Origin of the sequence: Novosphingobium sp. TCA1 (assembly GCF_009811895.1) — a bacterium.
GTDB classification, from domain to species: Bacteria; Pseudomonadota; Alphaproteobacteria; order Sphingomonadales; family Sphingomonadaceae; genus Novosphingobium; species Novosphingobium panipatense_A.
This window is the reverse complement of sequence record NZ_BLJH01000042.1, coordinates 14,730-27,511: the sequence shown is the minus strand read 5'-3', so window position 1 is coordinate 27,511 and position 12,782 is coordinate 14,730. Positions and strand designations below refer to the sequence as shown.

Below are 12,782 nucleotides of genomic sequence, written 5' to 3'. Positions count from 1 at the left end.
AAAGCAATCGCTTACACCACTCCCGCCAACCCTTCTGACCAAGCCCGATGAATAAGCCGGGTTAAATAGCTGTGCAACCCTTCGAGCGGAATGGCTCGGCCCACGTCCCCGGCAGGGACATGACGCCGGCGTTCAGATCATGAACGCCAAGGAGAAATGAGCAAAACGCGGGCAGTCATGCTGTTGCACCTATGGCAGGGTCGAAGAGTTCGCCCGATTTGAGCATGGTATGCATAATGACGGCCAGCTTGCGGGCAACGGCGACCGCAGCGCGCTTGAAGCCAATCCTTTCCCTGAGCTTCAGACCCCACTCTCGCAGACCGCTATCGGCCTGGCTGCGGGTGAGAACCGTCACCGCCGCCTCGTAAAGTAATCCGCGAAGATGCTTGTCGCCGCGTCGGGAAATATGGCCGTCGTAGTCAATCTCACCCGATTGATAACGTCGGGTCGTCAGCCCGAGCCAGGCTCCCACTGACCGAGATTTCCTGAAGTTTGCCGGATCTTCAATGGCCGCCATGAACGAAGTGGCAGTGATGCTACCGACCCCTGGGATCGACATTAGGATCTGACAGTCTTGGCTTTGCCGTGCCTCACTAATCAACTGGCGGCTCAGTTCAGCCACATGTTGACGCAGGCTGCGCCAGCTTTCGAGAAGGGGCAGAATGATCCGAGCCAAAGATGCCTCATCCGCCAGTAGATCCCGGACGTTCTTCTCGAAGACGCTTCCTCGACCGGCGGGGACAACGAGACCAAAGGTCTTCATGAGGCCGCGGATCTGATTGGATAACTCAACCGTGATCTGTACTAATCGCGTGCGGGCCGCGACCAGCGCGCGCGTCAACATGCTGTCGAAGGTCTTCACCCGTACCTGCTTGAAATAGCCAATCTCGGCAAGCTGGGCTAATCCATCCGCGTCATTCGCGTCGGTCTTATTGGGTGCCATGTCGAGCGCCTTGGCCGCATGTCGCGCATCAATGCAAATCGCCGGTAGCCCTTCGGCTGTTAGCGCATGCCAGAACCACACGGAGAGCGGACCAGTCTCGAAAACGATCCTTTCGACCCCAGGCGCACGCTTGCGCACGAGCTGGGCAATGATCTTGGGATCGGAGGCGCATTTGCCGCGCCATATTCGCTTGCCTTCACACCGGATCGAGACCGCGGTCTCTTTCATCGACACGTCGAGTCCGATATACTTTGCCACGACTGTTCCTCCATGGATGCTTGGGCCCGGTGTCTATCGTGAGCCCGTATCTTCATCCTATCGGGGAACAGTCACCTGCTACTACACCCACCGGGCGTCAGGACGACTCGCTCCCGCGATTATCTCATGTTTCGGGCGCCTGCAGGCGTACGAAAGTCTTACAAGTACGACCCGCGGTGAGGCTCGCACAGGTCTATGGGTAAAAGGGCTTTGGTGTGGATTGGGGTGGCTGAAGCAAGCCTACCGGCCCGCCCGTGATGGGCGGCACAGCATAGAAGTCAGATGGCCTTTGAGCTCGAAGCGCCGCTGATCTTGCTGGTAAGGAACCCAATTGCGACTGTGCCGACGGCGTTAGCACATCTATTCCCATAGGCCAGGGCGCAGTAATCGCGGCCATCGTGCAGGGTAAGCCATGCCGGATCATGGCGTGTTGTCCCGGGTGGTCCGTACCGATGCTGGCGGTGCGCGTGGTTGGCACCAGCGGGCGAAGTCTTCGATTATAGTCATGTGCCCGCCGCAGCATGGGCATGGCGGTCGGTGATCGGGCGGTTCGTCGGGTTCGGTGTCAGTCTCCTCAATCGGCGCGGCGACGCCAAGCAGCCTGCGGGCCAGCGCCATGGCCTCCTTGTGCGTTGAACTGGCGAGAAGGCCGTAATGCCGGATGCGGTGGAAGCCGCGTGGCAGGACGTGGATCAGAAAGCGGCGGATGAACTCGTCGGTCGCCAGCGTCATGACCTGCTGGCGTTCGGCGCCATCGCGGCGATAATCCTTGTACCGGAACGTCACGCCGGTCTCGTCGAAGGCGATGAGGGGCCGGTTCGAGATGGCAACGCGGTGCGTGTAGCGCGAGAGATAGGCCAGCACCGCCTGCGGCCCGGTGAAGGGCGGCTTGGCATAGACCACCCAGCGCTTCTTCCGGATCGGCGAGAGATGCCGCAGGAAGGCTTTGCGTGTCGCGAGGCCAGCCAAGGTGCTGAAGAAGGCCAGCTTGCCGCCATCGAACAATGCCAACAGGCGAGTGAGGAACAGCCGGCGGAACAATGCCCCCAGCACGCGCACCGGCAGCAGGAAGGCGGGGCGCGACGAGACCCAGCGCGTGCCGTCCAGCGCGATGCCGCCGCCGGGCACGATCATGTGCACATGCGGATGGTGCGTCAGCGCCGATCCCCAGGTGTGCAGCACAGCGGTGATGCCGATCCGCGCGCCAAGGTGCTTGGGATCGGCGGCGATGGTCAGCATCGTGTCCGCGGCGGCGCGGAACAGCAGATCATACACCACCGCCTTGTTCTGCCAGGCAATGTCGGCGATCTCGGCGGGCACGGTGAACACGACGTGGAAGTAGCCCACCGGCAACAGATCGGCCTCGCGCGCGGCTAGCCAAGTGCGCGCCGCCGCACCCTGGCACTTGGGACAGTGCCGGTTGCGGCATGAGTTATAGGCGATCCGCCAGTGCCCGCAGTCGTCGCAGGCCTCTACGTGACCGCCCAGCGCGGCGGTGCGGCAATTTGTCCGCATTGCCTCACCTGAATTGCTCCCGGCAAACCTGCCGTTGCCTCATCTAAACTGCTCCCGGCCAATGCCGGGAGGGAACGATGCGGAAGGTGAGCATGCCGACGCGAAGGGAATTGATTGAAGCAGTCGGCGAGCGGTATCGCTCGGCTGATCGCGCGAGCAAGAGCAAAGTTCTCGACGAATTCGTCGCGATCACAGGTTTCCACCGGAAGCATGCAATGCGACTATTGGGGTCGGAGCCGTTGGTCAGGGAAACGACGCGACCGGAGCGCAGGCTTTACAACGAGGCGGTGCGCGAAGCGTTGCTCGTGTTGTGGGAAGCTAGCGACCGCCTGTGCGGCAAGCGGCTGCGGCCGCTTATTCCGGTTCTGATCGAGGCGATGGAGGGTCATGGCCACCTTGATCTCGATCCGGCGATCAAGGCGAGGTTGTTGCAGATGAGCCCGGCAACGATCGACCGTGCTTTGCAGAGTGCAAAAAGGAACAGTCAGAAGGTCCGGCGGCGCGGTGTGGGCGGATCGGAACTGCGACGTAGCGTTCCGATCCGGACGTTCAATGACTGGGGCGATCCGGCGCCGGGGCACATGGAAGCAGACTTGGTGTCGCACAGCGGCCCGGTGGCGAAGGGGAGTTGGGCGTGGACGCTGACGCTGACCGACATTGCGACGGGCTGGACTGAATGCGCACCGTTGCTGGTGCGCGAGCAAACGTTGTTGGTGGAGGTCCTCAAGGAGCTGCGCAAGCTGATGCCGTTCCCGTTGCTGGGATTTGATTCCGACAATGACAGCGTGTTCATCAATGAAACCGTACGCGATTACTGCGCGGCGACGGAAATCGTCTTTACCCGCTGCCGCCCCTATCGCAAGAACGATCAGGCCTGGGTCGAGCAGAAGAACGGTTCGGTTGTGCGCCGTCTGGTGGGCTATCGCCGGTTCGAGGGACTGGAAGCAGCTGGGCTGCTCGCCGAATTGTATGCGGCGGCGCGCCTGTTCGTGAACTTCTTCCAGCCCTCATTCAAGTTGGCGGAAAAGCGCCGCGACGGCGCCAAAGTCCACAAGCGCTATCACGCTCCCGCGACGCCGTTCCAGCGTTTGATGGATGACCCGCGGACCAGCGAGCAGACACGCGAACGGCTACGGGACCTCGCCGCCAGGCTGGATCCCGTTCGACTGCTGCGAGACATCCGCACCGCGCAGCAGAAACTGGTGGTCCTGGCCGACGCCGTCGTCGTGGCAGATTCCACCGAAACCTCCCCCCCACCGCTGGGGGCGTTCCTCTCGAGCCTGAAAGTTTTATGGCACAATGGTGAGGCGCGCCCTACGGCGGTTGATAAAGCGCCACGCAAGCGAGAACGGCGTCGACCGGATCCACTGCTTCAGGTTACGGACCAGTTAAAGGCCTGGTTCGAAGACGAGCCTTGGCGTACCGGACGGGAGTTGCTGGAGAAATTGCAAGCCGAGCAGCCGAACATCTACCCGGACGGCCTCCTGCGAACTATCCAGCGCCGTCTGAAAGGCTGGCGCACCGAACACGCGCGAGCGCTGGTGTTCAGCCACTCTTCCGGGCAGGCCAGCGCCGCGCCAGGCGACACGGAAACCATCCTTACGGCCATGTGACGGATTGCCGTTCCGCCTCGCCTACGGCTCAGCTGCACGGCAATCCGTCACATGCAATGGCATTGATGCGCGAGGGCCTGTAAGGAACAATTACGTGAGGCAACGGTCGCCTCGTTCGGGAACGTTCCTTCGTGAGGCATATGTGGACGGCCTCCTGCTTGCAAGAATGATTCAGATGATTTTGATCGGATCGCTTGCGCTCATATGTCCGGCCTGTTGGTGCGCTCGCACATGAACGCTGGCCAAGATGGGTTCCGCGACTTGGGTTCCAAACAACACGGCGACCACGCTGGGCCATTGCCTCACCCGGAGTATCCCAAATCTCGGATCGATCGATCACACCATCTGCTCGTTTCTCGCAAGTTCACGTATCAACTCGGCACGGTAGCAATTCTGTCAGGCTCACCGTAACCAGCTGATCTTGTTACGCCGCGCTAGCCAAGGCTGGTCGTGCGGCACTGCCCTGATAAACCTCGCCAGTGATCATCATCTTCCATGCGATCCGCGCGATCTTGTTGGCAAACGCGACTGCCGCGAGCTTTGGCGGCTTGCGCTTCAGCAATTCGACGAGCCAGGGCGAAGCGTGCCGACTTTTTCCTTCTCGTACGTGTCGTAGAAGCGCAGTAGCGCCCACTACCAACGTTTTTCGCACCTGCTCATCACCGGCTCGGGTAATGACGCCGAGCCTGACTTTGCCTGCAGTCGAATGATTTTTGGGTGTCAGCCCCATCCAGGCTGCGAACTGTCGACCGGATGCGAATAGCTCCGCCCTTGGCGCTTTCATCACCAAAAGGGCTGCGCCGATCGGCCCGACACCGGGGATCTTGGCAAGGCGGCGGCTGCATTCGTTGTTGCGGTGCCAAGCCATCAATTTCGCGTCGACCTCTTTTAGCCTTTTGCCGACCTGTGCAAATTCATCACCGTGCGCGGCGAACAACTCACGCGCCAATGCGGGAAGTGTGTCATCTGCCGCAAGACGCTCCAGCAGCGGTGAGATTTTATGAATGCCCTTCGCAGCTGTAATTCCAAACTCGGCAGCGTAAGCACGGATCACATTGCAAAGCTGGGTTTGCGTTGCCACCAGCCGTTCCCGCATTCCGACCAGCATCAGGTCGGCTTGCTGCTCAGCGCTCTTCACCGGTACGAAGCGCATCGTCGGGCGGCTCATTGCCTCGCAAAGTGCCTCGGCATCCGCCGCGTCATTCTTACCGCGCTTGACATAGGGTTTGGCCAATTGCGGCGCAATCAGGCGTACCTCATGTCCAAACAAGCCCAGCAGGCGCGCCCAGTGGTGCGAGGCTGCACAGGCTTCAATCCCTATCACGGTCGGCGGGCACTTCTCGAAAAAGGCGATCATCTCCTGCCGCCGCAGTTTCTTGCGTAGCACCGGTTCTTCAGCCGCGTTTACCCCATGCAGCTGAAAGACAAGCTTTGACGTGTCGACACCAATACGTATAATTTCGTCCACGGGCGGTCTCCTTCGCTTGAGTTTCAAACGACTCACTCTGGCACAATTCGATGCCGTTCGGAGGCCGTCCACCCCAACAACACGAATCCTCATCCTGTTTGTCGCGCTACAGCAATTCTCGATGGCCGTCATGACCTTGAGCTGGCCGAGGTTCAGATGCCCGGCATGGGCTGCGCGATACGCGGGCCCGGCGCTACGGAAGATATCGGCGACCTCGAGCGAGGCGCGCACCGGCTCAGCCGGGAGGAGCCACCTGCGCCTCGATCAGCGTCGTCAATTTGTCCAGAGGACTGATGACCGCGCGCACCGTTCGAGTTGCGACCGTGGTGTAGAAAGCGGTGGTCTCGAGGTTCGCATGCCCGAGCAATGCCTGGATGATCCGAATATCGACGCCGTCTTCCAACAGATGCGTGGCGAAGCTGTGCCGCAGAGTGTGACGGCCGACCCGCTTTTTGATACCCGCAGCCTCGGCAGCATCGACAACGATCCGATGGAGCTGTCTGGTACTGAGCGGCTTGAGATAGTGCATGCCCGGGAACAGCCAGCCATCGGCGTGCATGACGCCTTGCTTGCGGCCAACCGTCCACCACTCACGCAAAAGGGCAAGAAGGTCAGCAGGTAGGAGCGCATTGCGATAACGCCCGCCTTTACCGCGCTCCACTCTCAGGAGCATGCGCTTGCTGTCGACATCGCGGACCTTCAGCATCGTGACCTCGGCGGCGCGCAAGCCAGCGCCATACGCAACGGACAGTGCAGCCTTGTGCTTCAGGCAGTTGGTCGCGCCGAGTAAGAGCACAACCTCGTCGCGGCTGAGGACAACGGGCAATGCGCGAGGGTTCTTGACCGTGTAGAGCTTGCGGGACAGATCCGGGCGGTCAATGGTGTGGGTGAAAAAGAAGCGCAGCGCAGAAACGATGCTGTTCATGGTCGGGATCCCTATGCCCGCCTCGCGCTGTTCGACCTGGAATTGCCGGAGTTCTTCTACCGTCGCAGTATCGGGGGGACGCCCAAGATATGCGGCGAACCTCGCGACATGCCGCACCTAATCGAACTGGGTCTTCCGCGTGAACCGGCGCATGTTCATGTCTTCGATCATGCGCTGACGCAGCGAAGTGACGGGGGCATCAGACAGAATATTGGTCATCATACGACTCCTTGGTTGAAAGGAACCGGAATCGTCTGCCTACTTAGCCCAGACCTCAACTTAGGCTCAGGCCGCCGGTCACTGGCCAGGCCTCAAAACAAGCGCCACTCCCGCGCCAGCGGGTTCGTACTTGTCCCATGATCCAGCGTTCGCTTGAGGCAGCGGCCGACCAATCCCGGTCGTACATAGATGGTTTGATTGGGGTCTGATTACGCCAAAAGCCGCCCATCTATTGCCCATCCGCGTTTAAGCGCGTTGGTGCTGAGGCGGTGGCCTGCGCGTCTCCAGACTGAGATGCGCGGCTTGTTTTGAGTATCTTCTCAAGGACAGCTGGCATCCCCGGATAATCAGGTGTGGAGCACCTTGCTGAACCGACCCGAGAGGATGACAATTTCGCATGAGCGCGCCCTAGCGAGTGATAGGGCACGGAGGGCAGCAAGTGATGCAGGGCATGGTATCTTAAGCCCACGGGAGCCCAAAGCGCAGGAAGGGCCGCTGGCGGCGGAACATTCACCGAATCCAGATACTGGGCCGTCAGACTTATAGGTTGGTCGGCGGCATTGCCCCACGCGTGGCTCGCTAATGTCCGAATCTGGTTGATTACGGCGACCCCAACGCCCACGGCCACGCAGGTCAGAAAATCAGGCATGGCGATCGCGCCAAGAGCAGTGAGGGCGACAACAAAAATCGACCACCACGCTGTGCAAACCTCCAGTAGCAGCCAGCTTCGGGAGGATGTCGGCAGAGCTTCGCGGCGCCGGAAGGATGGATTGATCGCCAACGCCGAATACCGGGTGATGACGATGCGGCGCAATCTGGGAATGACGATGCTAATAGGTGCCAGCACCGCGAACCGCAGGAGCAAGCCCAGTGGAATTAGCGCGCTGACAGCCAGGAACCTGAGAGAGGCCCGGCGTGGCATTGCCGAGAAAGGCAGATATTCGGGATCGTTCCTCGTCCCATAGGTTGTCCGGGCATGGTGGACCGTATGCACACCTTCATACATGAACGACGGGACAAGAAGCGAGATACCAAAAAGGACGTTCCAGGCTGCGGAAAATCCGCGCACTGTGTTCGGCCGTAGATGCGTCAACTCGTGAATGAAGCTGAGGCCGCGATAGAAGGCGAGCACGGCGACGCAGTATGCCGGAACACTAGCCAAGCCGATCGGAAGCAGAAGTAGCGCCGTCACTGCTCCGTAGGCCAAGATCGCCGTGCAAAGCAGGTCGGTCCAGTAGATCGTCGCAGATGGCTTACCAAATTCCCGGGCAAGCGCCGCCGCCACGATTAACAGGTCCCGATCTTCAAATTCCGGCGCCGTCGTATCTGAGCTGGTCAGTTTGGCAGGCGCTATATGATCCGCGCTACGCATACGCAGCAATCAGATTTGTCACAAACGAACGAGCCATCTTTTGAACGTGCGCTACGGAATCTCCGGGCCTGTAAAGTGCAGTGCCCAGACCAAAACCCGAAGCTCCAGCCACCAAATACCGGTCCATTGTCTCGGGCTGAATGCCACCGGTTGGAATTAGCGGCACATCAGGGCCTATAACTGTGCGGAGCGCTGCCAAGGTCGATGGAGGAATGATATCGCTCGGGAAAACCTTCAGAGCGTCCGCACCTGCGTCGATCGCTGCGAATGCCTCGGTCGGCGTCGCCACCCCAGGAAGCGTTGCAAGATTGCGATCAACGGCAGCGCGGATGAGTTTGGTGTCGGCATGCGGCGTCACCATCAGCGTGCCGCCCGCCGCGACGAGTTCGTCAAGCTGCTCAACGCGACGAACAGTCCCTGCGCCCACGATGGTCGCCGGACCGAGGTGGTCGGACAGCATAGCGATACTGCGCATAGCGTCGGGCGACGTGAGTGGCACCTCAATGATCCGAAACCCGCTGGCGACAAGCACATCACCGACCGCGATTACCTCTTCAGGGGTGATGCCCCGCAAAATGGCAACGAGCGGGACCACTGCCAGCGCCTCTTTGAAAGACTCACTCACGCGGCTTTCCTTGTTTCTTGCAGCCATCCAAGCTTCGAGCGAACGTGGCACAAAGCTGTCACCAGACGGTCGATGTAATCCGCGCCGTGAAACGGGGTTGGCGTTAGACGAAGGCGCTCCTGTCCCATTGGGACCGTGGGATAGTTGATCGGCTGCACATAGATGGAGTGCTCCTCAAGAAGGAGGTTGCTGACCTGCCGGCATAGATGCGCATCGTTGATCATCAGCGGAACGATATGGCTGGCCGTATCGGCGCCGACTGGAAATCCTTCGGCGCGCAGCGCCTGTTTGAGCTGCTCGACGTTACTTTGTTGGCGCTCGCGCTCTTCCCCGCTGTGGCGCAGATGCCGAACTGCGGCGAGTGCGCCTGCAGCAAGGTGCGGGCACAACGAGGTCGTGAAGATGAAGCTTTCCGCGAATGAGCGGATCACGTCGATCAGGAGCGCAGGGCCGGCCACGTAGCCGCCGATCACACCAAATGCCTTGGCCAGCGTGCCCTCGATCATGGTGATCCGATCGGCGAGGCCTTCACGCTCAGCTATGCCGCCGCCGTGAGCGCCGTACATGCCAACGGCATGAACCTCATCCAGGTACGTCAGCGCGCCGTAACGATCTGCGAGATCGCAGATCTCCCTTATTGGCGCGACATCACCATCCATCGAGTAGACGCTCTCGAAGGCAATGATCTTGGGGCGGGCAGGGTCGGCTTTTTCCAGCAGCGCGCTCAGGTGGCTCACATCGTTGTGCCGGAAGATGTGGCGCTCAGCGCCAGAGCGTTTGATGCCCTCGATCATCGAATTGTGATTCAGGGCATCGGAAAAGATCATGCAGTTCGGAAGGAGCCTTCCCAGCGTGCCAAGAGACGCGAGATTGGAAATCCAGCCCGAGGTGAACAACAGCGCGGCTTCCTTGCCATGCAGGCCCGCCAATTCATGTTCCAGCTCGACATGTTCGGTCACGGTGCCCGAGATGTTGCGTGTACCGCCGGTCCCGGCACCAGCGCGCGCAATAGTTTCATGCATCGCCGCGATGACGTCAGGGTGTTGGCCCATTCCGAGATAGTCGTTGCTGCACCAAACGGTGACGTCCCGGACCGTTCCATCCGGTCGGTGCCATCGTGCCGTCGGAAAAGCCCCCGCTATCCGCTCGATCTGGGCGAAAGTCCGGTAGCGTCCTTCCAGGCGTGTTCTTGCCAGAAGGTCTTCGAAGAATGCTGTCGTATCCATAGTCTCGTTCCAGAGCGAACAGTTGCGATCAGGGGTGGAGCCACCAGCGGATCGCATAGGCGACGATCCCAAGGGCTGAGACGCTAAAGGCCCAGATCAAGGCCATCCAGCCAATGCGGCGCCAAAGCGAGGGCGAAGGCTGAGAAACCATCAGTGATACCCCTCGCTGACCGTCTTCCCGCGAAAGACGTAATAGGCCCAAGCAGTGTAGGTGATGATGATCGGCAGGATAAAGACCGTGCCGACCAACATGAAGATCTGGCTCTTTTCCGGCGCTGCGGTATCCCAGATCGTCAGTGCGCGCGGTACGATGTAGGGGAATATGCTGATCCCCAGCCCCACAAACCCAAGACCAAAGAGGGTCAGGGTCACTAGGAACGGGAGTCGCTCTCTCCCTCGCTTGAGGCTCCAAAACAGAATGAAGCCGAAAACGATCGTGGCAAGCGGCACCTGGGCGGTGAACAGCACGCCCGGCATCCGGAACCAGCGGTGCCAGTAATCGATTGCCAGGAACGGCGTTGCAGCGCTCACTGCGGCCATGCCGAGCAAAGTTGCAATGGCAAGCCAGAAGGCCATTCGCCGGGCGTGGTCCTGCAATCTCCCATGCGTTTTGCCGACTAGCCACGTTGCACCGAGCAGGCCATACCCTACGAGCATGGACACACCGGTCAGCAGGCTGAAGGGTGACAGCCAGTCCAGCGGCCCGCCTGCGTAGGCACGGCCTTCGACATGAACGCCCTGAAGGATAGCCCCCAGCATGATCCCTTGCGCCAGGGTTGCGACAACCGAACCCACGCAAAATGCCACATCCCAGATCGCCCGGTGGCGCGGATCGCGCCAGCGAAATTCGAAGGCGACGCCGCGGAACACCAGCCCCAAGACCATGGCAATAACGAGTGGATAGGTAGCGGGCAGGATAACTGCGTAGGCCAGCGGAAATGCAGCCATCAGCCCGCCGCCGCCAAGCACCAGCCAGGTTTCGTTGCCATCCCATACCGGCGCGATTGAGTTCATGGCCTGATCGCGCTCTTCGCCAACCGGGAAGCTGGGGAAGAGAATGCCGATGCCCAGATCGAAGCCGTCCATCACCACATAGGCGAAGATGGCAAATGCGATGATGAAGGCCCACACAGTGGCCAGGTCGTAATTATACAGCATGGCTGCCTCCTTCAGAGCTAAGCGCCGGCGCCGGCGTGATCCCTGCTGCCCGCTGGGGGGTAGAGGACGGCTCTGATTCATGAGGCGCCGGGGGCTTCGCCATGAGGCGGATGAGGTAATAAGTGCCTGCACCGAAGACGAGGAAGTAGACGATCACGAACGTCAGGAGCGATGCTGCAACTGCCGATGCCTGGAGGGGCGAATGAGACTGCGCCGTCAGCAAGTAGCCATAGACAGTGTAAGGTTGACGGCCGACCTCAGTGGTGACCCACCCGGCGATCACGGCGACAAATCCTGCGGGGCCCATGACGACCGCAAGGCGATGAAGCAGCGGCCAGTCATAGAGTTTGCGCTTGGTGCGACTGGCCAGGCTGAACAACCCCAGTCCGAGCATCGCCATTCCCAGCCCTACCATGATGCGGAACGTCCAGAAAACGATGCTGACAGGCGGCTCCCGGTCGTCGGGAATTGTGTCGAGGCCTGCGAGCGGAGCGTTGGGATCATGCTTCAGGATGAGAGACGAGGCTTTAGGCACCTCAATGGCGTAATCGATCCGCTTTTCAGCAGCATTAGGGATGCCAAATAGAACCAGCGGAGCGCCGTCAGGATGGCTGTCGTAATGCCCCTCCATCGCCATGACCTTTGCCGGCTGATGCTCCAGAGTATTGAGACCATGGGCATCGCCAGCAAAAATCTGCAGCGGGGCGGCGAGCGTCACCATCCACATCGCCATCGAGAACATCTTGCGGGCGCCCGGATTGCTCCGGTCGCGCAGAAGGTGCCATGCACCGACCGCTCCGACGACGAGCGATGTCGTCAGGTAAGCAGCGAGCACGACGTGTGCGAGACGATAGGGAAAGCTCGGATTGAAGATGATCGGCAGCCAGGAGCCGGCAGGCACGAACTGCCCCTGGGTGTTGATCGCAAAGCCCGTCGGCGTCTGCATCCAGCTGTTGGTGCTGATGATCCAGGTGGCGGAGATGAATGTCCCGAGGGCCACCATGCAGGTGGCGAAGAAATGCAGCCGGGGTCCGACCTTGTTGATGCCAAACAGCATCACGCCAAGGAATCCCGCTTCCAGGAAGAAGGCCGTCAGCACTTCATAGGCCATCAGTGGGCCTATCACCGGCCCCGCCTTGTCAGAGAAGACCGACCAGTTGGTTCCGAACTGGTAGGACATCACGATCCCTGAGACGACACCCATCCCGAACGCGACGGCGAAGATTTTCAGCCAATAGCGATACAGGTTTGCGTAAACGCCGCGGCCCGTCTTCAACCACAAACCTTCCAGCACCATAAGGAAGCTGGCGAGACCGATCGAAAACGATGGAAAAATGAAATGAAAGGAGACAGTGAATGCAAATTGCACTCGTGCCAAAAGTAGTGCTTCGTCGCCCATAAGAACTCCCGAAATGGCGCATAACAGGCGCATCAAACCACCATAGCAACGCGCAATGCAT

General features: G+C 60.2%; 9 protein-coding genes and 2 pseudogenes. 1 reads left to right on the top strand and 10 read right to left on the bottom strand.

The features are described 5' to 3' along the window. Positions 1-175 precede the first annotated feature (175 nt). The gene (locus NTCA1_RS25400) at positions 176-1,201 is read right to left on the bottom strand and encodes an IS110 family transposase (protein ID WP_159832214.1); all 1,026 of its coding nucleotides are present in this window, start codon (positions 1,199-1,201) and stop codon (positions 176-178) included. Positions 1,202-1,621: 420 nt separating this feature from the next. Continuing rightward, positions 1,622-2,704: pseudogene (locus NTCA1_RS25395) on the bottom strand (IS91 family transposase); the annotation flags it as partial. An 89-nt stretch (positions 2,705-2,793) separates the two neighbouring features. On the opposite strand from NTCA1_RS25395, the gene NTCA1_RS25390 reads away from it, so the two are divergent. Further along, positions 2,794-4,329 carry a DDE-type integrase/transposase/recombinase gene (locus tag NTCA1_RS25390; protein WP_159832213.1) on the top strand — a complete coding sequence of 512 codons (1,536 nt, stop codon included), beginning with the start codon at positions 2,794-2,796 and terminating at the stop codon, positions 4,327-4,329. 424 nt (positions 4,330-4,753) lie between these two features. Here NTCA1_RS25390 and NTCA1_RS25385 read toward each other — a convergent pair whose 3' ends face one another. The 8 genes and pseudogenes from NTCA1_RS25385 to NTCA1_RS25350 all read right to left on the bottom strand — a co-directional run bounded on the left by NTCA1_RS25385 (position 4,754) and on the right by NTCA1_RS25350 (position 12,721). After that, the gene (locus NTCA1_RS25385; protein ID WP_159832212.1) at positions 4,754-5,797 is read right to left on the bottom strand and encodes an IS110 family transposase; all 1,044 of its coding nucleotides are present in this window, start codon (positions 5,795-5,797) and stop codon (positions 4,754-4,756) included. 235 nt (positions 5,798-6,032) lie between these two features. Further along, positions 6,033-6,941, bottom strand: a pseudogene (locus NTCA1_RS25380) (tyrosine-type recombinase/integrase). A gap of 229 nt (positions 6,942-7,170) precedes the next feature. After that, entirely contained in the window at positions 7,171-8,313 is a 1,143-nt protein-coding gene (locus NTCA1_RS25375; RefSeq protein WP_159832211.1) for a fatty acid desaturase, read from the bottom strand. After that, on the bottom strand, positions 8,306-8,938 hold the full coding sequence (locus tag NTCA1_RS25370; RefSeq protein WP_159832210.1) for a 2-dehydro-3-deoxy-6-phosphogalactonate aldolase: 633 nt from the start codon (positions 8,936-8,938) through the stop codon (positions 8,306-8,308). Before NTCA1_RS25370 ends, NTCA1_RS25375 begins: the two co-directional genes overlap by 8 nt. Further along, positions 8,935-10,164 carry a 5-aminolevulinate synthase gene (gene hemA / locus NTCA1_RS25365; protein WP_159832209.1) on the bottom strand — a complete coding sequence of 410 codons (1,230 nt, stop codon included), beginning with the start codon at positions 10,162-10,164 and terminating at the stop codon, positions 8,935-8,937. The genes NTCA1_RS25370 and hemA overlap by 4 nt, the downstream gene beginning before the upstream one ends. Positions 10,165-10,192: 28 nt before the next feature. Further along, on the bottom strand, positions 10,193-10,270 hold the full coding sequence (locus tag NTCA1_RS29185) for a hypothetical protein (protein ID WP_374705217.1): 78 nt from the start codon (positions 10,268-10,270) through the stop codon (positions 10,193-10,195). Positions 10,271-10,314: 44 nt separating this feature from the next. After that, positions 10,315-11,322, bottom strand: coding sequence for a cytochrome d ubiquinol oxidase subunit II (gene cydB, locus NTCA1_RS25355; RefSeq protein ID WP_201282600.1), 1,008 nt, complete (start codon positions 11,320-11,322; stop codon positions 10,315-10,317). After that, entirely contained in the window at positions 11,312-12,721 is a 1,410-nt protein-coding gene (locus NTCA1_RS25350; protein ID WP_159832207.1) for a cytochrome ubiquinol oxidase subunit I, read from the bottom strand. Before NTCA1_RS25350 ends, cydB begins: the two co-directional genes overlap by 11 nt. Positions 12,722-12,782: the final 61 nt, after the last annotated feature.